This is a genomic window from Bartonella sp. AA81SXKL, from assembly GCF_042196945.1.
Taxonomy (GTDB): Bacteria; Pseudomonadota; Alphaproteobacteria; order Rhizobiales; family Rhizobiaceae; genus Bartonella.
The window spans coordinates 54161-76945 of record NZ_JBHIRH010000006.1 but is presented as its reverse complement, the minus strand read 5'-3'; the positions used below and the strand labels follow the sequence as shown (position 1 = coordinate 76945).

At 34.3% G+C, this 22785-nt stretch carries 19 protein-coding genes and 1 pseudogene; 12 read left to right on the top strand and 8 right to left on the bottom strand.

Annotated elements, in window-relative coordinates; all coding sequences use genetic code 11:
* The first annotated feature begins 105 nt into the window (after positions 1-105).
* The 9 genes from ACFINZ_RS04885 (at position 106) to ACFINZ_RS04845 (ending at position 12502) form a co-directional block, all read left to right on the top strand.
* Positions 106-1281, top strand: a complete 1176-nt coding sequence (locus ACFINZ_RS04885; protein ID WP_375634076.1) for a cysteine desulfurase family protein — start codon at positions 106-108, stop codon at positions 1279-1281.
* 139 nt (positions 1282-1420) lie between these two features.
* Entirely contained in the window at positions 1421-2932 is a 1512-nt protein-coding gene (gene sufB / locus ACFINZ_RS04880; RefSeq protein ID WP_375634078.1) for a Fe-S cluster assembly protein SufB, read from the top strand.
* 159 nt (positions 2933-3091) lie between these two features.
* On the top strand, positions 3092-3847 hold the full coding sequence (gene sufC, locus ACFINZ_RS04875; RefSeq protein WP_375618156.1) for a Fe-S cluster assembly ATPase SufC: 756 nt from the start codon (positions 3092-3094) through the stop codon (positions 3845-3847).
* An 11-nt stretch (positions 3848-3858) separates the two neighbouring features.
* Positions 3859-5121, top strand: a complete 1263-nt coding sequence (gene sufD, locus ACFINZ_RS04870) for a Fe-S cluster assembly protein SufD (protein WP_375634079.1) — start codon at positions 3859-3861, stop codon at positions 5119-5121.
* Between the two features lie 10 nt (positions 5122-5131).
* Positions 5132-6376, top strand: coding sequence for a cysteine desulfurase (locus ACFINZ_RS04865; protein ID WP_375618154.1), 1245 nt, complete (start codon positions 5132-5134; stop codon positions 6374-6376).
* Entirely contained in the window at positions 6369-6770 is a 402-nt protein-coding gene (locus tag ACFINZ_RS04860) for an SUF system Fe-S cluster assembly protein (protein WP_375636727.1), read from the top strand. Before ACFINZ_RS04865 ends, ACFINZ_RS04860 begins: the two co-directional genes overlap by 8 nt.
* An 83-nt stretch (positions 6771-6853) precedes the next feature.
* Entirely contained in the window at positions 6854-8494 is a 1641-nt protein-coding gene (locus tag ACFINZ_RS04855) for a site-specific DNA-methyltransferase (protein WP_375675846.1), read from the top strand.
* Between the two features lie 22 nt (positions 8495-8516).
* A complete protein-coding gene (locus ACFINZ_RS04850; protein WP_375701195.1) occupies positions 8517-11270 on the top strand; it encodes a DEAD/DEAH box helicase in 2754 nt (917 codons plus the stop codon).
* A 293-nt stretch (positions 11271-11563) separates the two neighbouring features.
* Positions 11564-12502, top strand: coding sequence for a COG2958 family protein (locus ACFINZ_RS04845; RefSeq protein ID WP_375655167.1), 939 nt, complete (start codon positions 11564-11566; stop codon positions 12500-12502).
* 547 nt (positions 12503-13049) lie between these two features.
* Here ACFINZ_RS04845 and sodC read toward each other — a convergent pair.
* The 4 genes from sodC to ACFINZ_RS04825 all read right to left on the bottom strand — a co-directional run bounded on the left by sodC (position 13050) and on the right by ACFINZ_RS04825 (position 16421).
* Positions 13050-13577: a superoxide dismutase [Cu-Zn] SodC gene (gene sodC, locus ACFINZ_RS04840; protein ID WP_375634661.1), complete on the bottom strand. Its 528-nt coding sequence runs from the start codon at positions 13575-13577 to the stop codon at positions 13050-13052.
* A gap of 453 nt (positions 13578-14030) precedes the next feature.
* Positions 14031-14339: a hypothetical protein gene (locus ACFINZ_RS04835; RefSeq protein ID WP_375636733.1), complete on the bottom strand. Its 309-nt coding sequence runs from the start codon at positions 14337-14339 to the stop codon at positions 14031-14033.
* Entirely contained in the window at positions 14332-14676 is a 345-nt protein-coding gene (locus tag ACFINZ_RS04830) for a hypothetical protein (protein ID WP_375611907.1), read from the bottom strand. The genes ACFINZ_RS04835 and ACFINZ_RS04830 overlap by 8 nt, the downstream gene beginning before the upstream one ends.
* Before the next feature lie 518 nt (positions 14677-15194).
* Entirely contained in the window at positions 15195-16421 is a 1227-nt protein-coding gene (locus ACFINZ_RS04825) for a UbiH/UbiF family hydroxylase (RefSeq protein WP_375636735.1), read from the bottom strand.
* 185 nt (positions 16422-16606) lie between these two features.
* On the opposite strand from ACFINZ_RS04825, the gene pcsA reads away from it, so the two are divergent.
* Genes pcsA through ACFINZ_RS04810 form a run of 3 tightly spaced genes read left to right on the top strand, consistent with a single transcriptional unit; the run spans position 16607 to position 18903 of the window.
* Positions 16607-17425 carry a phosphatidylcholine synthase gene (gene pcsA / locus ACFINZ_RS04820; protein WP_375634087.1) on the top strand — a complete coding sequence of 273 codons (819 nt, stop codon included), beginning with the start codon at positions 16607-16609 and terminating at the stop codon, positions 17423-17425.
* 21 nt (positions 17426-17446) lie between these two features.
* Positions 17447-18493 (top strand): enoyl-CoA hydratase/isomerase family protein, encoded by a 1047-nt coding sequence (locus ACFINZ_RS04815; protein ID WP_375634658.1) that lies wholly within the window; start codon positions 17447-17449, stop codon positions 18491-18493.
* Positions 18490-18903 (top strand): DUF6163 family protein, encoded by a 414-nt coding sequence (locus tag ACFINZ_RS04810; protein ID WP_375634091.1) that lies wholly within the window; start codon positions 18490-18492, stop codon positions 18901-18903. Before ACFINZ_RS04815 ends, ACFINZ_RS04810 begins: the two co-directional genes overlap by 4 nt.
* Positions 18904-19136: 233 nt before the next feature.
* Here the strand turns inward: ACFINZ_RS04810 and ACFINZ_RS04805 are convergent.
* From ACFINZ_RS04805 to metG, 4 genes and pseudogenes are all read right to left on the bottom strand, one after another.
* Positions 19137-19472, bottom strand: a pseudogene (locus ACFINZ_RS04805) (hypothetical protein).
* Between the two features lie 108 nt (positions 19473-19580).
* Positions 19581-20390: an MBL fold metallo-hydrolase gene (locus ACFINZ_RS04800; protein ID WP_375634092.1), complete on the bottom strand. Its 810-nt coding sequence runs from the start codon at positions 20388-20390 to the stop codon at positions 19581-19583.
* Positions 20391-20400: 10 nt separating this feature from the next.
* The gene (locus ACFINZ_RS04795; protein WP_375643107.1) at positions 20401-21174 is read right to left on the bottom strand and encodes a TatD family hydrolase; all 774 of its coding nucleotides are present in this window, start codon (positions 21172-21174) and stop codon (positions 20401-20403) included.
* A complete protein-coding gene (gene metG, locus ACFINZ_RS04790; protein ID WP_375634096.1) occupies positions 21164-22723 on the bottom strand; it encodes a methionine--tRNA ligase in 1560 nt (519 codons plus the stop codon). Before metG ends, ACFINZ_RS04795 begins: the two co-directional genes overlap by 11 nt.
* Positions 22724-22785: the final 62 nt, after the last annotated feature.

Here is a 22785-nt window from a genome sequence, read left to right as displayed (position 1 = left end):
TAGAATCTCTTAAATAATTATTAGATATTCTTTTTTTAGTGCACTTTTCAAGAAAAATGCGCTATTTTTTCAATCAATTCATAAGATTAATGATTGCGATGTAAAATGGTTATAAAACGCCGATATTTTGATCATAACGCAACAACACCGCTCAAAAAAGTGGCACGGATAGCGTTACTGGAATCTTTAGAGATATTTGGTAATCCATCATCGGTTCATAAGGAAGGGCGTGCCGCTAAAACTTTGTTGCAAAAGTCCCGTCGGCAAATCGCTGAAAATCTTAAAACAGATCCAGATCACGTGGTATTTACCTCTGGTGCGAGTGAAGCCGCAATGACTTTGTTAACACCTTTTTACAATATGGGGAAAGCAAAAGTTAAATTTTCTCATCTTTACCTTGGAGCGACTGAACATCCCTCTGTTGCAGAGGGAGGACGTTTTTCTAAAGAATTGATAAGCGTCATTGATGTTGATCAAGATGGGCTCATACAACAAGATAAATTAACATCACTCTTAACGGTTCACGATAAAACAAAAGGTTTACCTCTTGTTGCTATTCAAGCTGCAAATAGTGAAACGGGTGTTATTCAACCGTTAACAGAAATCGCCGCTATTGTTCGGGATTTAGGAGGCACTCTTATAGTTGATTTGACACAATATGTAGATAAAAATTTTGTGGATATTCATCAGTTAGGAGGAGACTTTTTTATACTGTCTGCCCATAAAATTGGCGGTCCTAAAGGAATTGGTGCTTTTGTTTCATGTGGTAATCTTCTCATGCCACACCCTCTTATTATTGGAGGAGGACAAGAAAAAGGTCTCCGTGGAGGAACAGAAGCATTGCCCCTTATTGCTGCTTTTGGGGCAGCAATGGCTGATTGCTTCACACAGGAGGAAATAAAACAGTTAATATATTTACGCAATAAATTAGAAGATGGACTACAAAAAATAAGTAAAAATGTTGAGATTTTTGGCAAAAGAGTTCAACGTTTGCCAAATACAACTTACTTTACCGTGAAAAATCTAAAAGCTGAAACGATGCAAATTGCTTTTGATTTAGAAGGGTTTTCTTTATCATCCGGCTCTGCCTGTTCTTCGGGAAAAGTAAAACAAAGCAAAGTGTTGGAGGCAATGGGGTATCATGTTCCAAATGGTGCCATTCGCATTTCGCTAGGGCGTGGCACAACTTCTGAAGATATTGATGATTTTCTGTCGTTTTTTTCTCAAATTATAAGCAGGAAAAAAGGGGAAGATTTATCATCAGAAAGTTATAAAAATTAGAATTATTTTAAAAATAAAATAAGTTTGATTGAAATTTTTGCACTTTACCTATAGCCTAGGAGATAACTTGCTTACTTTAATCTTGTAAAAAACAAGACTTTAGTTACCGGTTTTTGACGCCAAAAAATGGAGAAAATTTATGCCGGCAGTACAAGAAACGATACGCCAAGTACGTGAAATAGATGTTGACCAATATAAATATGGTTTTGAAACCAATATTGAAACCGATAAAGCTCCAAAAGGCTTAAATGAGGATATTATCAAATTTATTTCCGCTAAAAAAAATGAGCCTGAATGGATGCTAACATGGCGCTTAAAAGCTTACCGCCGTTGGCTGACAATGCAAGAGCCTCATTGGGCGCGTCTTGAATATCCTAAAATTGATTTTCAGGAGCTTTATTATTATGCTGCTCCAAAAAATCATACAGGACCAAAATCTTTGGATGAAGTGGATCCTGAGTTATTAGCAACGTACGAAAAACTTGGCATTCCCCTTAAAGAACAAGAGATTTTGGCAGGAGTAAGAAAACAGTCTGATCCCTCCACTTTTGATGACAGTATGTCTGTATCGGGGCAGGTGGCTGTTGATGCAGTCTTTGATTCTGTTTCTGTTGTAACAACATTCAAAAAAGAGCTGGCACGTGCTGGTGTGATTTTTTGTTCTATTTCAGAGGCGATTATTGAACATTCTGAGCTTATTAAAGAATATTTAGGAACAGTTGTACCTATAAGTGATAATTATTATGCGGCCTTAAATGCAGCTGTCTTTACAGATGGTTCATTTGTTTATATTCCCAAAGGGGTTCGTTGTCCTATGGAGCTTTCAACTTATTTTAGGATTAATGAACGCAACACTGGCCAATTTGAACGAACATTGATTATCGCCGCTGAAGATTCCTATGTTTCTTATCTTGAAGGGTGTACAGCACCCCAACGTGATGAAAACCAACTTCATGCTGCTGTTGTTGAGCTTATTGCCCTTGAAAATGCAGAGATTAAATATTCTACAGTACAAAACTGGTATCCTGGCGATAAAGATGGAAAGGGTGGTATTTATAATTTTGTGACGAAGCGTGGAGATTGTCGAGGTGATAGCTCTAAAATTTCATGGACACAAGTTGAGACTGGTTCTGCGATTACTTGGAAATATCCATCCTGCTTACTCCGTGGTGATAATGCGCGTGGAGAATTTTATTCTATTGCTGTTGCAAACGGTTATCAACAAATTGATTCTGGTACAAAAATGATTCATTTGGGAAAGAATACATCCAGTCGCATTATTTCCAAAGGTATTTCTGCAGGTTTTTCAAATAACACTTATCGGGGACAAGTCACAGCTCATCGAAAAGCACAAAATGCGCGTAACTTTACGCAATGTGATAGTTTGTTAATCGGAAATGATTGTGGTGCGCATACAGTTCCTTATATTGAAGCAAAAAATGCAACAGCTCAGTTTGAACATGAAGCCACAACATCAAAAATTTCTGATGACCAACTTTTTTATGTTATGCAAAGAGGAATTCCCGAAGAAGAAGCTATCGCATTAATTGTAAATGGTTTTGTAAAAGAGGTCATTCAAAAACTTCCCATGGAATTTGCTGTCGAAGCACAAAAGCTTATTAGTATTAGCCTTGAAGGTAGTGTTGGATAATTTTATTTAATTAGATAAATAGAAGACTTTATGTAAAAAGGCTGTAACGGTAGCACATAATGCTAAAAATGACCTCTATGGTAATTACAAAAGTAGATGGATGCTAAGGTAAAATAATACGCATTGATATCTGAAAAACAGCCAAAACAGGATTAAATTATGTTAGAGATCAAAAATTTGCACGCCCGTATTGCTGAAACCGATACAGAAATTATTCGTGGTTTAAACTTGACAGTTCAAGATGGAGAAGTTGCTGCTATCATGGGACAAAATGGAGCCGGAAAATCAACTTTATCTTATTTGCTTGCTGGTCGTGATGATTATGAAATAACAGAAGGAGATATTCTCTATAATGGACAATCACTTTTAGAAATGGATCCAGCAGAACGTGCTGCATATGGTGTTTTTCTTGCATTTCAATACCCAATGGAAATACCAGGGGTAGCAACAATGGAATTTTTAAAAGTTGCGATGAATTCTCAACGCAAAGCGCGAGGTGACGAAGAACTTAAAATTCCTGAATTTATAAAATGTGTTAAAGAAGTTTCAGCCAAACTTGAAATAGATATGGATATGCTAAAGCGTCCATTAAATGTAGGTTTTTCAGGTGGAGAAAAAAAACGCGCTGAAATTTTACAAATGGCACTTCTTGAACCTACACTTTGCATTTTAGATGAAACGGATTCTGGTTTAGATATTGATGCACTAAAAATTGTTGCAGATGGTGTTAATAAGCTTCGGGATTCAAAACGTTCATTTTTGGTGATTACCCATTATCAACGGCTGCTTAATTATATTATTCCTGATACGGTACATGTTCTTTATAAAGGACAAATTATCAAAAGCGGTGATAAATCCTTAGCGCTTTATTTAGAGCAAAATGGGTATGCTGATCTTATTAGAGAAGCGGTTTGAGGTTATTAAATATGAATGCACAGCAAAACTTGTTAACGGTTGAAGAAAATATACTCAGTAATTTTAATCAGTATGTAAACCACTTACCTGGTGATAAAGCTGTACAGGAAATCCGCAAGAAAACTATTGAGCAGTTTCAAACGACACGGCTTCCTTCTCGTAAAATAGAAAGTTGGCATTATACCAATTTGCGTACCTTACTGAAGTCTATTAGCAATTTTTCAAAAGTTCAAGACAATCAATTGGTTGATGCATTGCTTTCAGAAAGTGCTGTTTTCTCCATAAACAATGGAAAAACATCGATAGAGTCAAAGGTAGACAACATTGCAGTAAAACGCCTTTCAGACGCATTAGAAGATAATTCTGTACAGATAAATCAAAACATTTCTGATGAAGATTTTATTGGACAGTTAAATACAGCTTTTGTTACAGATGGTTGGCTTTTTCACATCCCTGAAAATACAAAGTTAAATATCCCCATTGAATTACAAAATATACAAATGGGGGGACAATCTCATATTTTTTCGGATATAAAAGTTGATAAAAATAGTCAAGTTATGTTTATTGAACATCAGGTTGGCAATGATAAAGATACCTTTGTCAGTTCAATATTTTCATTAAATGTTGCTGCTGATAGTGATGTTACGTGGATTCTCATTCGCAATCGTGATTTTAATTCTACACAATTTGGTCGATTTTGTGCTGTTCTTGATCAAAGAGCGAAGTTATCACTTTATGTCATTAATATAGGGAGCCAATTAAATCGCCAAGAAATCAATATTGAATTACAGGGAGAAGAATCTGATTTTCAATTACGCGTCATAAATTTATTATCAGGACAAACACATAGTGATCTTACAATGACTGTTCGTCACGTGGAAGAAAAATCAACATCAACCGAAATTATACGCAATGTGGTTACAGATAAGGCTGTTGGTGTTTTCCAAGGAATAATACGTGTTTCTCAAAAAGCGCAAAAAACAGATGCACGCATGGCTTGTAATAGCCTTATTCTTTCAGATGATGCAGAATTTAATGCAAAGCCTGAACTGGAGATTTTTGCTGATGATGTTGCATGTGGTCATGGTGCAACAGTTGCTAATATTAATCATGATTATCTTTTTTATCTTATGACACGTGGTATCCCTTTTAAAACGGCTCGTGCGCTTTTGATTAAAGGATTTATCTCTGAGCTCATTGATGACATCAAGCAAGATAATATTCAAATCGTTTTAGAGAATATCATTAGTAAATGGCTTGAAAAAAATGTTTAAGGTAGAAAAAATGGAAAATAACGTACAAACATTTACTTATAATGTCGAAGAAATTCGGCGTGATTTTCCTATTTTGCACCATCAAGTTTATGGAAAGCGATTAGCATATCTTGATAGTAGTGCTTCTGCCCAAAAACCAATGTCAGTACTCAATGCAATGAATAATTATTATCACTATAGTTATGCTAATGTGCATAGGGGAATGTATTTTTTAGCCAATATAGCAACACAATCCTATGAAAATTCTCGTGAAACCGTTCGTGTTTTTCTAAATGCTCAAAAAGCTGAAGAAATTGTTTTTACGAAAAATGCAACAGAAGCTATTAATACTGTTGCTTATGGTTGGGCGATGCCAAAACTCAAAGAAGGTGATGAGATTGTTCTAACGATCATGGAACATCATTCAAATATTATTCCTTGGCATTTTCTCCGTGAACAAAAAGGTGTTAAACTTATTTTTGTTCCTGTCGATGAAAATGGTGTTCTGCACATTGAAGATTTCCAAAAGGCTTTAAGCGAAAAAACGCGGCTTGTTGCTATAACGCATATGTCCAATATATTAGGAACTGTGCCTCCTGTTAAAGAGATTATTAAGCTAGCACATCAAAATTCTATTCCTGTTCTTGTTGATGGTTCTCAAGGAGCAGTACATTTAACCGTTGATGTACAAGATCTCGATTGTGATTGGTATGTCTTTACAGGTCATAAGCTTTATGGTCCCACTGGTATTGGTGTTTTGTATGGTAAAGAAGATAGATTAGAAGAAATGCGTCCTTTTCAAGGGGGAGGGGAAATGATCGAGGAGGTAACAACCGATAAGGTTTTTTATAATGCTCCTCCTTACCGTTTTGAAGCAGGCACTCCTCCTATCGTTGAAGCTATTGGATTAACTGCGGCTATTGATTATATACAAGAGAAAGGTCGTAGCACAATTCATGCCCATGAGAGGTCCCTTTTAGCTTATGCACAGGAAAAACTTAAAATGGTTGAGTCATTGCGTATTTATGGTCATTCTCCCAATAAAGGAGCTATTATATCATTTACAATTGAAGGGATTCACGCCCATGATATCGCTATGTTTATTGATAGAAAAGGGGTTGCGATACGTGCGGGAACTCATTGTGCACAGCCTTTATTACAGCGCTTTGGTCTAACATCTATTTGCCGCGCATCGTTAGCCATGTATAACACTCAAGAGGATATAGATCAATTAGTAGAAGCATTGCAAGAAACAAGGACATTTTTTAATGGCTGAATCAATTGAAGAGCGTCATTCTACAGAATCCGTTGAAACTGTAAGCGAAAATAAAAAATCTTACATATCAGCAATTCCAGCAGACGAAATTGATCGTATGACAAATGATATTATTTCTGCTCTCAAAACAGTTTATGACCCAGAGATTCCTGCTGATATTTATGAGCTAGGACTGATTTATCGTATTGATATTGAAGATGATCGTTCAGTAAAAATTGAAATGACTCTTACAGCACCGGGATGTCCTGTTGCGGGTGAAATGCCAGGGTGGGTAGAAAATGCAGTCAGTGCAGTTGAAGGGGTTTCGTATGTTGAAGTCACTATGACTTTTGATCCACCATGGACACCTGATTGTATGTCAGAAGAAGCTCAAATTGCTGTCGGATGGTACTAAAAGTATTGTTAAGAGACTCTAATTTAGCCATTCATGAATAAGCTGTTTACTTTTCATAAGCGTTTAAATTTAAGGACGATCGCATGAGTTATAATAAACAAAAACTAGAACTCACTTGGATTGGAAAAGAAAAACGCCCAAAACTAGAACCTCGTATCTTATTAGAAGATCTTGAAAAATCTTATCACGCTTCGCATCGAATATCATCCCAAGATATTTTTGATAATAAACTTATTTTTGGTGACAATTTGCTCGCACTCAAAGCGCTTGAACAAGAATATATGGGGAAGGTAAAATGTATCTATATCGATCCGCCTTATAATACAGGCAATGCCTTTGAACATTATGAAGATGGTTTAGAGCATTCCATATGGCTCAGCCTTATGAGAGACAGGCTAGAATTGTTACATCATTTACTGGCGGATGATGGAAGTATCTGGATATCAATTGATGATGATGAACAAGCCTATCTTAAAGTGATGATGGATGAAATTTTTGGTCGCCAAAATTTCATCAACAATATTATTTGGCAAAAGAAATATGCTCCACAAAATGATACAAAATGGCTTTCTGATAATCATGATTTTATAATGGTTTATGCCAAAGACAAAACGATTTGGCGCCCTCAATTGCTTCCTCGTTCAAACGATATGGATGCGCGCTATAAAAATCCTGATAATGATCCTCGCGGTCCTTGGAAATCTGGAGATTTATCTGTAAAAAGAGTAACACCTAAGGATATTTATGAAATCATCACACCTTCTGGACGCAAGGTAATGCCTCCTAATGGTAGAAGTTGGGCTATGAATAAAAAAAAATTCTTTGAATTATTGAATGATAATCGTATTTGGTTTGGTCCAACAGGAAGTAATGTTCCTTCTATGAAACGTTTTTTATCAGAGGTAAAAAATGGTATGGTTTCAATGACCATTTGGCCTTATCAGGAAGTTGGCCATAATCAAGATGCAAAAAAAGAAGCCAAAGTCTTCAATTCTGATAGTGTCTTTACAACTCCTAAACCGGAACGTTTAATGGAACGCATTATTCAACTTGCCACTAATCCCGGTGATCTTGTACTGGATTCTTTTGCTGGTTCTGGCACAACCGGTGCTGTTGCCCATAAAATGGGAAGGAAGTGGATTATGATTGAACTTGGTGAGCATTGTCACACCCACATTATCCCTCGTTTAAAACAAGTCATTGATGGAACTGATCAAGGGGGAATTTCCAAAAGTGTCAATTGGCAAGGTGGCGGTGGATTCCGTTATTATCGCCTTGCACCTTCTCTGTTGCAAAAAGATCCATGGGGACAATGGATTATTCGTCGCGAATATAATGCTGCCATGCTATCAGAAGCCATGTGCAAACATATGGGATTTACCTATGCACCGGATGAAAATCATTATTGGATGCAAGGGTATTCAACCGAAACAGATTATATTTATGTCACAACGAGCGCCATGACCCATGCACAACTCTGTATAATGAGTGAAGAGGTAGGCTCTCATCGCACGTTGCTGATTTGTGGTACAGCCTTTGATACAAAATCAGCATCCTTTGAAAATCTGACACTCACTAAAATCCCCCGTGCAATATTAGAAAAATGCGAATGGGGAAGGGACGATTACAGTTTAAATGTAGCCAATCTTGAACCAGTGATTGTGGTAAAAGAAAACAGCAAAAATAAAGATATTGCGCAAGCAGAATTAGATCTATTTGAATAATATATAAAAAGCGGAGTTTTTCATGAACACTGTTGAAAAAAGGATTTCTGCTCGCTTATCGTTGCGTGATCCTCAACGTGAATCTTTAAATATTTTGGTAAAAATCTTAGAAAATATAGAGCTTTCTAAAAATGCTGATTTGGTTGCAGAGTTAGAAGTGATAAAAAATCTTTATCCTTCTGTACAAGACTTTGAACGAAACTTTCCCTCTTTTTGTTTTACCTTAGCAACGGGTGTTGGGAAAACGCGACTTATGGGAGCTTTTATCAGCTATCTTTATTTAACAGGTCGTAGTCGCCATTTTTTTGTTTTAGCGCCAAATTTGACTATTTATGAAAAGTTAAAACAGGATTTTAGTCCCCAAAGTCCGAAGTATGTTTTCAGTGGAATGAGTGAATTTATTGCCAATAGACCCGTTATTATTACAGGTGAAGATTATGAAAGTGGTAAAGGTATTCGCGTTGATGAACACCATATTCAAGGACAAAAGCGTTTGTTTGAGAATAGAGATACGGCCTTTATCAATATTTTTAATATTTCTAAAATTAATACAACGGATAATAAAAAAGGCGCACTAAAATCTAGTATTCCGCGAATTAAACGCTTACAAGAAACGATTGGTGAAAGTTATTTTGATTATCTCGCAAATCTTCCTGATTTAGTTTTGTTAATGGATGAAGCACATCGTTATCGAGCTTCTGCTGGTGCGGCAGCAATTAATGAGTTAAAACCTGTTTTAGGAATAGAGCTTACTGCGACACCAAAAACAATAGGTGCAAAACCCGTAGATTTTAAAAATGTTGTCTATAGTTATTCACTTGCAGAGGCTATGAGAGATGGTTTTGTAAAAGAGCCTGCTGTTGCTACACGTAAAGATTTTCAACCTCAAAATTATACATCTGAACAATTAGAACATATCAAATTACAAGATGCAATTCATGCCCATGAAAACGTGAAAGCAGATTTAATTGTCTATGCAAAAGATTATAACAAAAAGTTCGTTAAGCCTTTTATTTTAGTTGTCGCTCAAGATACAAATCATGCACAGAAATTGCGTGATTTATTGGAATCAGATGATTTTTTTGCAGGAGCTTATAAGGGAAAAGTTATAGAGATTCATACAAAACAGTCGAATATAGAAGAAGATCAAAATATTCAAAAGCTGATTGCAATTGAAGATTCTCATGACCCAACAGAAATTGTTATTCACGTTAATAAATTAAAGGAGGGGTGGGATGTTACGAATCTCTATACTATTGTACCGTTGCGTGCATCGGCTTCAGAAATTTTAACAGAGCAAACAATTGGGCGTGGATTGCGTTTGCCTTATGGGTATAGAACAGGCGTGGAAGCTATTGATCGTTTAACAATTATTGCGCATGATCGTTTTCAAGATATTATTGATCGTGCAAACGATCCAAACTCAATTATAAAAAAGCATATTGAGATTGGAACAGGAGGGAATATCCCCTTTGAAAAGACCGATATAGTGACAGTTCCAAGTCAAGTAGAAGCTTTATTGATGCAAACGATGGTAATACGTAATTCCGATATAAATGGAGCATCTTCTGATTTACAAGGTATCATATTACGTCATACAGATTCCCCTACATTAACACCTGAAGAGCAAGATATTGCAGCGATCGCGTGGGATCTTATCAAAGAGAATGATAAATTGCCAAGTTCTCAAATGCTTTGTTCTGCACAGATACAAGAAAAAATTGCTAATAAAGTTATGAATATTAAGCCTTCATCACAAAAGTCTCTTGTATCAAAAGTGGTGACAATTCTGACAAAACAATTAACAGAACTGATAATAGATATTCCAAATATTATACTCATACCTTTGCGTGATGTTACTTATGGTTTTTATGACTTTGATTTAAAAAATCTAGAAAGCTTAAATTTTCAACCTGTTAGTAAAGAACTTTTAATTCGAGAATTGCGTACCCATAAAAGCATTTTTCTCACATCTAAGAATGAATATGTCAAAGAGCCTTATCTTGAAAACTACATCATTCGTGGTTTGATTGATAATGACTTTGTCGATTATGATAACCATACGCTCTTATTACGAAAATTAGCTAGTCAGATGGTAGAACATTTCCGATCTTATTTACCCAATGATACAGCTGTTGAGAACGTATTAATTCACTATCAGCACAAGCTTACTAGTTTTATTGTTGCGCAATTAAGAGAACATCAATGGGAAACGCAAAAAGATTATGCGGTTAAAGTTACACGGGGTTTTACAGCTTTATCACCTATCCATTATGTGTTACCGCAAGGGATGTCTCCTCTTGATTTTCGTAATATTCCTGCCATTAAAAGTGATATTAAAAAACTTGTATTCAGCGGCTTTAGAAAATGCTGTTATCCTTTACAAAAGTTTGATTCAGTAGAAGGGGAATTACGATTTGCTCAAATATTAGAGGATGATGCACAAGTCTTGAAATGGATGAAACCCGCTCGAGGTTTTTTCAAGATAGAATATGATAAAGGATCAATCTATGAACCAGACTTTGTTGTAGAAACGAAGGATGCCAAATATCTTTGTGAGCCTAAAAAAGCCTCTGAAATGCAAAATCCTATTGTTTTAAAAAAGAGAGAAGCTGCAGTTCAATGGTGTTGTCATGCAACGCGCTATGCGGCGACTTATGGCGATAAAAAATGGTATTATGTTCTTATTCCCCATGATGTTATTAAAGCAAATAGTAGTTTTGAAGGTTTGTGTGCGGAGTTTACCATTTCAGAATCTATACTTGAGAGCTCTTAACTTTTTTCTAACGACGTTAAAATAAAAGGAAAAATGTATAGAAAAGTTACACAAGATTATGCTTTTTTATGGTGATTTGTAGTACATTTACAATTTTTTATAAAAGTACAATCTTATTTTCGTTATGTGAAAAGATCTTTGAGTTATAGTTATAAATTAAAAAAATATTTTAATTTTATTGAGTAATTTAATAAATGTTCTTTTTTTAAAAAACTTAAACAGTTTATTGTTCTTTCATTTAAAACGCCTGAATATAATGAAATACCCAGAGGATAAAAGGGGGAGTTTTTCATATGACTTTAAATTTAACAAACACTGTTTTTAATTTTTTAAAGAAAAACCCGACAAAAAAGTTTACAGCTCGAGAAATTGCTCAATGGATATTTGAAAATTACCCAGAAAAATGCCGTCAAAAACAAAAGCATTCAACGGCGATAATCAATCCCCTTAATAGTGATGCAGCTCTTATTCAGCAAATTGTTGCTGAAATAGGATCGCAGCGCCCTCAATTACAAAAGCGTTATCCAGAAATTAAAACCACTGAAGGACGACCGCGACAATATTATTTTACTAAACAAACAGATAGTGCTGAAATTGATGCAATAGAGGACAAAGCAAAGAGTAGAACAGAAGATGGCTCTGTTAAAGAGCATGATCTTTATCCGTTATTATCTAAATTTTTATGGTCAGAACTTGCAGTTTATAGCAAACGCATTAATGAGAAATGTTCTCGTAATAAACATGGTGCAGGCGGAAATAAATGGCTTTATCCAGATCTCGTAGGGATGCAAGATTTAAGCAAGGAATGGAATCGTGAAATCAAAGACTGTGTTTTGCAATATTTTGATAAAAAGACAAAGCTTTGGTCTTTTGAAGTAAAAATTCTCATCAATCGTTCAAATTTACGAAAAGCATTTTTTCAAACAGTTAGTAATTCTTCATGGGCTAATTTGAGTTATTTAGTTGCTAGTGAAATTGAAGGAGTTGATACATTAAAAGAGCTTCGGATGCTTTCAAGTTTGCATGGAATTGGATTTATAAGACTTAATAAGGAAAACTCTTCCGAGAGTGAGATCTTAATTCCTGCCAAAGAACGTAGTGATATTGATTGGGATACTGCTAATAGATTAGTGGAGGAAAACAAAGATTTTCTTGATTATATTAAGCTCATTCGTCAATTTTATCAAACTGGTGAGATGCGTCCACTAGATTGGGATCATATGTATCTATAAGGGGTATTTTTAAAAAGACTCTATTGTTTAAAAGCCTTTTTTCAGAGTGATGAAAAATTACTCTAACTATTTTGTTTGACTTATTATATTGATATTGTATCAATTAAAATTTTTCTCACGTACCTCATGAGTAGGGTTGAGTAGGGGAAGAGTAAAAATTCTGTTTTAGTCCTGTTCTATTTTGTGCATTGAGCGTGATTCCATTAGATACTAGACTTAATGATTATAATTTATTATAAATTTGCTATTATAGAGGGTGAAATTCGACTTTTTTGCTTTGTTTACATCAAGCATGGAAAATATTACTTCCTCATATTGAAGTCTTCTTACGGAGAATTTACACTACTATTTCTTTAATTTCCATTACTGTTCATTTTGATGATTATTAAGCTTTTTGTTATCCGAAGTAAACATTCAAAAAAACATTAATTTTATAAAATATTCACATAGTTTACTCAATTTCTTGAAATAGATTAAAAAAATAAATTTCTCTCACACCTTATGGTAAAGGGAGTGTGTACTGTCGCAGTCTGCCACAATACTCTCTTTATTTTTCAATAATACCGCACGCTAAACGTGCTCCACCTCCGCCAAGCGGTAATGGTTTATCTGATTGATTATCAGCCCCTAAATGAATGACTAAAGAGCGCCCTTTAATTTCAGAGATTTTTTTTAATCGTGGAGCAAGAACGCTCATTATGGCATATCCCTGCTTATCAACATAAAGTGCTGGTAAATCACCAAGATGACCATTGACATTATAAGGTCCTAAATGTTTTCCGGTATGTTCCGGATCATAATGTCCACCTGCGCTTCCACCAATTATACCATCTTTTGTATCACATAAAGGATTTACATGTACATGAAAACCATGCATTCCTTCTGATAAAGTAGATAAATTAGGGATGAAAATCAAACCGTATGTGGTTTCTTCAATTTTAATGCTACCAATAGCCTTTTTGGAATTGTTATCTTCTAATTTATAAATATTTACTTGTTTTGATAGTGCTAATGCAGAATTTTTATGAATTAAAAATGCCATAAAAAACAATAATGATAATAATATTTTTTTCATGAAGTACCTTTATACTTATCTTTAAATAGATTATTATCTATAAATAATAATCTATACTACTTATATGTTATATAATTGTCTTAAATTGAACTTTAAGAAAAATAATTTACATAGAAATATTAGTTTTTATAAAGAGCAAATAAATTAAAGTATGTTTATATATATTTCTGAACATAACTTTTATTTTTTGATCTATAAAAAATACAGCTTTTATGGATGGATAATTATATCTCACTTACATTTCTTCAAGAGATGTTTTTAAAAAATCTACTTTTTGAGGTATAATAAGAAATTAAATAAGGAATTTTAGTAAGTTAGATGTTATTTCATTTATAATATGATAATCGTTTCATCAAAAAAAGAACATATAATTTGTTGATGATTTAATTGTTTTTCATAGAAAAAATGACGAGAAATTTCTATGCATTATGTAATTTATAAGAGAAAAAATTATTATGATTCATATAAATTTCCCAATAAAATACAGCATATACCGACACTCCCTCCCATTCCTGATCCTATCAGTGCTCCTATTATTATTCCGGAAGAAAGTGCTACTCCTATACCCATTGCGATAACTGGACCAAATCCTGGAAGAGCAATATAACCATAAGCTGCAAGAGTTGCCGCGATAGCTCCTGATATGCTACCATTTAAACCGCCAATGAAAGCAAATTCTTTAATAGAATGGTAGCACTTTTTTAATTTTTTTTTCTTACAGCTGTGAAAAGAAACGTTGCTGTAAGTTTTTAAATCAATCATATTCTTTTCTTTCATTTTGAATGCTAACTGTTCCTGAATAGTCAACGGATACGAAAAAATGGGACTTTTTAAATTTTACTAAAGCACGCCAGATACCATTGTCATCTAAGCGCAATCGTTTAATATTCTCAAAACCATTTTGCATAAGACAATTTTTAACTTGTGAAGCAGTAAATGAGTTCTGACCTATTTTAGTGACCTTTTGAGTAGAGCTATAGGTAAAGGTTTGACAATAAGGAAGGTGAAAAACTTCACTTATTGAAGTCGTGACTATCAACGAGACACATGCAATCATTATAAAAAAAGTACTTAATTTCAAAAAATTATTTAGTGTCATCTTGTTACCATTTGTTGAAACAACACTTCATTAACCTCTGTGTTACTAACAGGTTCCAAAGATGATTTTATTTTTAATATTATACTTAACAATAAAAATTTTTGAAAATATATTGATTAAATAAAACTGTTTTTTTATTATTTATTTTCTTATTAAAATTAATTTTATAAAATAACTTTTTCAAAACGGTATTATTTTTCATTTTCTTTATAGTGCTAAATTTAACAGCTATGATTTAGCAAGATATCTTTATAATTTAATTTGTAGTATATAATTCAGTTTTCTCTTATTTCATATCAACATACTAAATATATATAATAATTTTTAATAAAAAATAATTTACAGTTATATTAATTATAACATGTTATTATTATAAATAAATCAAATAAATATAATTAATTATTTTAATATAATTTGTTACTTCTTATAAAGAACAAAAATATTTTTTATATCAGTAATAGATATGATTGCAAAATGCAATTTATTATTTATTATTTTACGTTATTATCCATTATTGCTTAGTAGAGCTGTTTTGATGATTTTGTTGGAAATATTTGCATAATTTCCTTAAATCCATAACCGGGATACATTCCTTCGCGCATAAATAAATTACGTAATGGTGGGAAACTATGCAACAAACCAAGCCCAATGCTTCGTATGATATGAACAGGCAACATATGAGAAAGTAGGGCAGAGTTCAGTGTATGAACAGCTCCACTTCGGATTAATATATCTGGTTTGCGGCATTTGTTATAATGTGCAACAATCATTTCAGAGTTAGAATTGGATATTTTATTGGGTAAAATATCAATTAAAGTTTGGACATCACGGAATCCTAAATTCAATCCCTGTGCTCCAATAGGGGGAAAAACATGAGCGGCTTCACCCACTAAAATTGTTCGATTAGCAGCAAAATGATGAGAAAGAAGTCCGAAAATCGGCCATGCTTGAATTGATGTTTCTAAGCTTAGCTTTCCAAGCATTGATTGCATTTGGTTTTCGATCATTTTTGCAATTGTTTTTGGTTCTATATTTAATAATTCCTCAGCGCGGGAAGGATGAACAACCCATACAAGACTAGATCTTCGTCCTGGTAGTGGAACCTGTGTAAATGGACCGTGTTCTGTATGAAATTCAGTTGATGTATTTTGATGAGAAAACTCATGAGAAAAGTTGAGAACAAGTGCTTTTTGTGGATAATTCCACTGTTTCACACTTATCCCTGCTGCGGCACGTGTAAGAGAGTGACGTCCATCAGCTGCAACAACAAGTGGTGCTTGAATAATTCTATGATCAGCAAGAGTAATGCATACATGGTTTTTTGTGTGATGAACAGATTTGGCAGCAGAAACAAATCTTATAATATTGGGCGTATGTGTAACAGCGTCGACTAAAGCACTGTTCAATTTTACATTAGGTATATTATAGCCAAAAGCTTTTTCGCCAATTTCAGTAGAAGAAAAATGCACCGTAGGAGCATGCACAATTCTAGAAGTTATATCTATAATTCTCATGGACGATAAAGCAGCTGCATGTTTTTGAAGATTATCCCAAATATTGAGTTTTTGAAGCGTGCGTATTGCGGGCATCATAAGAGCCGTTGTCCGTAACTCATCTGTATGAGCAGGGGGCCCAACAAGAAAAACAGAAAACCCCTTCTGTGCAAGACTCAGCGCGGCTAACATTCCGACAGGACCTGCACCAATAACAGCAATATCTTTATGCTCTTCCTTTTCAAATATCACAACGATTTGAACCTTTATTCATTGAGAAAATATTTTAACATTTCCAAATGATCTCTCTCTTTTTATTATATGAAGCTCTTCTATTATTATAGTATGTAATAAATAATGCGATATAAAAAAGTAACCTTTTTATGATTTTTTTAAATGCTGAGTTATATCATCGTTAAAAAATGGCGTATTGATAGATGGTTGAAGACTTTAAAAACGAGGATAAGAAAACCTTGAAACGTAAATTAACAAAGAAAATCAAAACAAATGCTAAATTATTACGCCATAAAAAAGTAACAATGCCACAAGCAAAGGCCTTTTCCGTTCATTTACTGACAGCTTCGGGATCATTTTTAGCGTTTCTTTCTCTTATATCAGCCTCTCAAAAAGAATGGACAGCTATGTTCTGTTGGCTTGGGCTTGCTCTTCTCGTTGATGGTATAGATGGACCAATTGCACGCAAACTTGATGTTAAATACGTTCTTCCAACATGGTCTGGAGAGCTGTTAGATAATATTATTGATTACGTGACTTATGTCTTAATTCCTGCCTTTGCACTCTATCAAAGTGGTTTCATGGGGGTAGGGTTATCATTTTCATTGAGTGCAATTATTGTTATTTCATCTGCTATTTATTATGCAGATACTAGTATGAAAACCAAAGAAAACTTTTTTAAAGGATTTCCTGTTGTTTGGAATATGATGATTTTTACGCTTTTTGTCGTCAGACCAGGAGAGTGGATTACTTTTATCATTATTGTTTTATCGGCGATTATATCTTTTTTGCCAATTTATTTTATTCATCCAGTAAGAGTCCTTCGTTTACGTAGAATTAATTTTCCCATTTTTCTCTTATGGTGTTTTTTTGGTGTTTCTGCCTTCTTTTATCAACTAGAGGCTCCCTATTGGGTTAAAATAGGAATTTCGGTAACAGGAATTTATATATATTGTATTGGCGCAATCATGCAAACATTTCCTAAACTTGGGGAAAAAAGTATAAAAAAAACAATGAAATAATTGTTTTAAGAAGGGTGTGAGATGCAAATTAATTTTGGAGCAGATGATGATATTTCTTTTACGAAAGAAGGGCGTGCTGGTATTATAAAGCTCACACGTCCTTCAGCATTAAACGCTCTTAATCAACGAATGGTTTCAGCTTTAAAAAAAGCTCTCAGAACATGGGAAATAGATGATAATGTTTTTTGTGTCTTAATTGAAGGGGAGGGGCGTGCTTTTTGTGCTGGTGGAGATGTTGTAGAAATCTATCATATGGGGAAAAGTACTGCTTCTTGTCAATACTTTAGGAATGAATATAGTTTAAATGCTTATATCAAACATTTTTCAAAGCCCTACATTTCTTTCTTAAACGGTATTTGGATGGGAGGTGGGGTAGGTATTTCTCTCTATGGCTCGCATCGAATTGTTACAGAAAATACAGTTTTTGCTATGCCAGAAGGTGCGATTGGATTTTTTCCAGATGTAGGTGCAAGTTTTTTCTTACCATCTCTTCCCAATCATTTTGGTATCTATCTTGCATTAACGGGCGCATGTATAAAGTGGGGAGATTGCTTAAATTTAGGATTAGCAACACACGCCGTTGCTGAAACTGAATTCGATATGATTAGAAAAGCTGTTATTGAGCAAGGAGATCCTACTTTAGCTTTAAACGAGCGAGCAATTACAAAAGACTATGAAACAAGTCATGAAATACGTTGTATTATTAACACTTGTTTTAGTGCCCATACCTTAGAAGAATGTCTTGAGTTGCTACATAAAAAAAGCAATGAAGATGTTTTATTTGCTAAAGAATGTTATGATATTTTGCAGTCACGTTCTCCGACAAGTTTAAAAGTTATCTGGAAACAAATGAAACAAAATTCATCTCAAACGTTGGAAGATTGTATGAAAATTGAAAACCGCATAGCGTATCATATGCTTCATTCACATGATTTTTATGAAGGTATACGTGCTATGTTAATCGATAAGGATAAAAGACCTCAATGGCAACCAGATAAACTTTCAAATGTGACAGATGAAATGGTAGATTCTTACTTCCAACCTGTTGAACAAGAGTTATTATTGTGAAAAATAATTCTCACAAACAGATTTCAAAAATCAATTTAATCTATAACTGTTACTTACGTTTTTTGGCACTTATTTGCTTAGTTCTAGGTATTTGTTATTGGATACGCCTTGTTGGTGTTTTTCCAGGTATTCTATGGCGTTTTGATCTTATGCCTTGGCAGTGGCAATTTACATCAGCTATATTGGCTATTCTCTATCCTATTGCCTTAGTTGGACTTTGGATGTATTCACTATGGGGTATCATTGTGTGGTGTATTGCAGCGTTGATTGAAGCAATAACAATATATTATTCCGATTTTATTTATCAGCCATTTGTACCATTATTTCATGGAATATTGTTTTTAGCTTTTATAGTACTACAAATTGTAATTATTTTTTTTAAAAGAGTAAAAAATAAAAAAACATTGTGATTAAAATTTTCGAGCCAGAATAACAGGCTCGATTTTCGATCTTAGTTAACTTAAGTAGCTCATTTTAAAGCTTCGTTCCTCAAAACGCTGATGCTAGTTATACTTCCTCATAAAGTTCCATAATATATATTATGCGATAATATGATAAAGAAAACCCTACTTTAAAACATCATCATATAAAATAAAATTTGGTCTTTAAGGTATATACCTTAAAGACCAAAAATTAAGAAAAATTACTGTACTATTTTACAACGCTTCATACGTGCAAGATCACTTAAAACAGCATTACGATTATTTAAAGCCGAAATTTCATTAAAAACAAAGCAGGTACAAATACAACACTTACCGCTGCTAAAGCCACGTTTTTATTTCTTGCTTTAGAACGCTCTGTAATTGTATCATTAATCTGACGTTTATTAGCAAAAAACTCCCGTTGAATATCGGCACAATTCATTGATCCGTCATGTAATGTTGTCGTTGCAATATTTTTTTTCTAAACGCCCCCCACATGCTGTCAAGGAAACCGCTAAAACCACAATACATACACCCCGCTTAAAATTCTTATACATAAAAGCCTCATTTTTGACATAAAAACACTAAATATGTCAAAAATGAAATAAAATAAAGGATAAATTTAAAAGTGTTTTATTTAACTTAAAATATTGCGCATAATAAGCTTACGCATCTGTTTCAAAAGTAAGACCTTGATATGCAGGTTTTACATAGGATGGAACGTAATTTATTACCTTATTGTAATCCAGCGATCTGTCCATATGTGTGAGTATTGCTTGTTTTGGCTTTAAATATTCTATCCACTGTAATGCTTGATCAACAGAAAAATGACTCGGATGGGATTTAAATTGAAGAGCTTCAATGATGAGAACATCTAAATCCATTAATTTGGATAAAGTTTTTTCAGGAAATTTACTAACATCCGTACAATAGGCAACATTCCCAATCCGAAAACCTAAGGAATGAATGTTTCCGTGGTGTTGTAAATGTGTATTGACACTTATTTCTCCGCCCTGCCCCTGAATAATAAATTGGCTATCTTCATTGATAAGATGTTCTTTTAAAATGGGAGAATAAGATGAATCTTTTAGAGTTTGAAAACAATATCCAAAAGCACTTTTGAGATGCTCTAGTGTAAATCTGTCGGCATAGATATCTATTAAACGTTTTTGTGCAAGTGCATAGCTGCGTAAATCATCAATACCGTGGATATGGTCTGCATGAGAATGCGTGTAAAGAGCAGCATCAAGATGGCTTACACGCGCATCGATCATTTGTGAGCGAAAATCTGGACCTGTATCAATAACGATCGTTGTTTTGTCTCCAGAAGGTTTAATACGTTCAACTAATAAAGAACTTCTGTAGCGTTTATTTTTAGGGTTATTCGGATCACATGTTCCCCAATCACCATTAGGTCTTGGCACTCCTGGAGAAGGACCACAACCTAATATTGTAAATCGGTATTGATCACACATATCTTTTGCCTTATTTCATTTTGCTAAATAAACGAAAAGCATTACGCGTTGTTATTTGAGCTATTTCTTCAATGCTTAAGCCAATTGTTTCAGCCAAAACAGCTGCTGTATAACATACAAAAGATGGTTCATTTGTTTTGCCCCGATGGGGATTAGGTGCTAAGAATGGAGCATCTGTTTCCACTAACAAATGCTCATGGGGCACAATTTTTGCTATTTCACGGATTTCAAGTGCGTTTTTAAAAGTAAGAATACCCGAAAAAGAAATATAACCACCAAGTTCAATTCCAGCACGAGCAAGTTGCATTCCAGACGAATAACAATGAAGGATAAAGGGAAAAGCTCCTTCTTTTATCTGTTCACGTAATATTTTCTCCATATCGATATCGGCATTGCGTGAATGTATAACAAGAGGAATCTGTGTTTCTCGAGAAGCAATGATATGTTCTTGAAAAACTTTCTTTTGCTCTTCTGGTGTAGAGTAATCATAATGATAATCAAGGCCCCCTTCCCCAAACGCAACAATTTTAGGGTGATTCGAGAGCTGTATAAGCTTTTCCGCTGTAATATTTTGTTCTTCATGCGCGTGATTGGGGTGTGTTCCAACGGAACAAAAGACTTGATCATAGCTTTGCGCAATGGCTAACAGTTTATCTAACTTATGAACATGGGTTGAAATTGTTATCATACGTTTAACGTCAGCATCTAAAGCCCGTTGGATAACATTATCCAAATCTTGTGAAAAGTCTTCAAAATCAAGATGACAATGTGTATCAATCAACATGATGAGTGTCTTCTTTCTTCAAGATATAACGAGGAAAAATTGGTTCTGGTGGTGGAAGATTAAGCCCTTCTTGAATTTTTGAATGACTTATATGATACAATAACCGATCATCTTCAGCAACCGCAAGGCTATCAAGAAGTTTCGCAGCTGATTGGGGGATGAAAGGCAAAAGCATAATTCCTATTCTCCGCAAGATTTCTACAGTTATATAAAGAACTGTAGAAAATCGCTCTCGATCATTTTTACGTAAACTCCAAGGTTGTTCGTTGGCAAAATAACGATTGGCATCTGCTACAATTGAAAAAATAGCTGAAAGTGCTAAATGCATACTATAAGAACACATAGTTTGGTGTACAGTTTCAAGTACTTGAAGAGATTGTTCTAAAAGCTGTTTATCTTGAGCTAAAAATGAAGCTGGTTTCGGGACTTGTGCATTACAATTTTTGGCAATCATAGACAAACAGCGCTGTGCTAAATTACCAAGATCGTTAGCAAGATCAGCATTAATACGGTTCACAAGGCTTTCATGACTATAACTACCATCTTGTCCGAATGGCACTTCACGGAGAAGGAAATAACGGACCTGATCAAGACCATAATGATCAACCATTTCAAAAGGATCAACGACATTTCCAATAGATTTTGACATTTTTGCACCACGATTAAGTAAAAAACCATGTGCAAAAATATTTTTAGGCAATTCAATTCCAGCAGACATTAAAAATGCCGGCCAATAGACTGCATGAAAACGAATAATATCCTTACCAATAATATGCGTATTTGCAGGCCAAAAATCACGTTTTTTTGAATTTTCATTGAAAAAACCTATTGCTGATAGATAATTTGTAAGCGCATCAACCCAGACATACATCACGTGCTTTGGATTCTCAGGAACAGCAATTCCCCAGTTAAAACTTGCGCGTGAAATAGAGATATCTTTTAAACCTGATTTGATAAAACTTATAATTTCATTACGCCGCTCAAATGGAGCAATAAAATCAGGATGTTTTTCATAATATTCAAGAAGAGCCTTTTCATAATGAGAAAGTCTAAAAAAATAACTTTCTTCTTCATTCCATTCAACTGGAGAGCCTAATTCTTTCTCACGACGGATGTTGTCTGCTCCAATTTCCGTATCTTTTTCTTCATAATAGGCTTCTTGGCGAACCGAATACCACCCCGTATAACGACCGAGATAAATATCGCCATTTGCTTCCATCTTTTTCCAAATTTCTTGACAAGCTTGATAATGGCGTTCTTCTGTCGTACGGATAAAATCATCGTTAGAACAATTTAATACTGCAAGCATTTTTTGAAACACCGCACTATTACGATCTGCAAGTTGCTGAGGTGTCATGCCTAATGCAGCTGCTGTTTGTTGCATCTTGAGACCATGCTCATCTGTACCAGAAAGAAAAAATACATTTTTTCCGTTTAACCGTTGAAAGCGGGCTAAAACATCGCTTGCAATGGCACTATAAGCATGTCCAATATGTGGAGCACCATTAGGATAAAAAATGGGAGTTGTTATGTAATATGTGTCACGCATGTCATACTCGTTGTAAAACGCTATAAATAGAAGATATAATGACATAACGCTTGTTCATCGCA

Excerpts from the sequence above, each read along its gene's own strand:
- ACFINZ_RS04885 (WP_375634076.1), top strand. The coding sequence starts at position 106 with ATGGTTATAAAACGCCGATATTTTGATCATAACGCAACAACACCGCTC.
- ACFINZ_RS04860 (WP_375636727.1), top strand. The coding sequence starts at position 6,369 with ATGGCTGAATCAATTGAAGAGCGTCATTCTACAGAATCCGTTGAAACT.
- sufC (WP_375618156.1), top strand. The coding sequence starts at position 3,092 with ATGTTAGAGATCAAAAATTTGCACGCCCGTATTGCTGAAACCGATACA.
- ACFINZ_RS04800 (WP_375634092.1), bottom strand. The coding sequence starts at position 20,390 with ATGTGTGATCAATACCGATTTACAATATTAGGTTGTGGTCCTTCTCCA.
- ACFINZ_RS04845 (WP_375655167.1), top strand. The coding sequence starts at position 11,564 with ATGACTTTAAATTTAACAAACACTGTTTTTAATTTTTTAAAGAAAAAC.
- ACFINZ_RS04795 (WP_375643107.1), bottom strand. The coding sequence starts at position 21,174 with ATGTTGATTGATACACATTGTCATCTTGATTTTGAAGACTTTTCACAA.
- ACFINZ_RS04815 (WP_375634658.1), top strand. The coding sequence starts at position 17,447 with ATGCAAATTAATTTTGGAGCAGATGATGATATTTCTTTTACGAAAGAA.
- sufD (WP_375634079.1), top strand. The coding sequence starts at position 3,859 with ATGAATGCACAGCAAAACTTGTTAACGGTTGAAGAAAATATACTCAGT.
- ACFINZ_RS04830 (WP_375611907.1), bottom strand. The coding sequence starts at position 14,676 with ATGACACTAAATAATTTTTTGAAATTAAGTACTTTTTTTATAATGATT.
- ACFINZ_RS04850 (WP_375701195.1), top strand. The coding sequence starts at position 8,517 with ATGAACACTGTTGAAAAAAGGATTTCTGCTCGCTTATCGTTGCGTGAT.
- sodC (WP_375634661.1), bottom strand. The coding sequence starts at position 13,577 with ATGAAAAAAATATTATTATCATTATTGTTTTTTATGGCATTTTTAATT.
- ACFINZ_RS04865 (WP_375618154.1), top strand. The coding sequence starts at position 5,132 with ATGGAAAATAACGTACAAACATTTACTTATAATGTCGAAGAAATTCGG.
- ACFINZ_RS04835 (WP_375636733.1), bottom strand. The coding sequence starts at position 14,339 with ATGATTGATTTAAAAACTTACAGCAACGTTTCTTTTCACAGCTGTAAG.
- metG (WP_375634096.1), bottom strand. The coding sequence starts at position 22,723 with ATGCGTGACACATATTACATAACAACTCCCATTTTTTATCCTAATGGT.
- sufB (WP_375634078.1), top strand. The coding sequence starts at position 1,421 with ATGCCGGCAGTACAAGAAACGATACGCCAAGTACGTGAAATAGATGTT.
- ACFINZ_RS04855 (WP_375675846.1), top strand. The coding sequence starts at position 6,854 with ATGAGTTATAATAAACAAAAACTAGAACTCACTTGGATTGGAAAAGAA.
- pcsA (WP_375634087.1), top strand. The coding sequence starts at position 16,607 with ATGGTTGAAGACTTTAAAAACGAGGATAAGAAAACCTTGAAACGTAAA.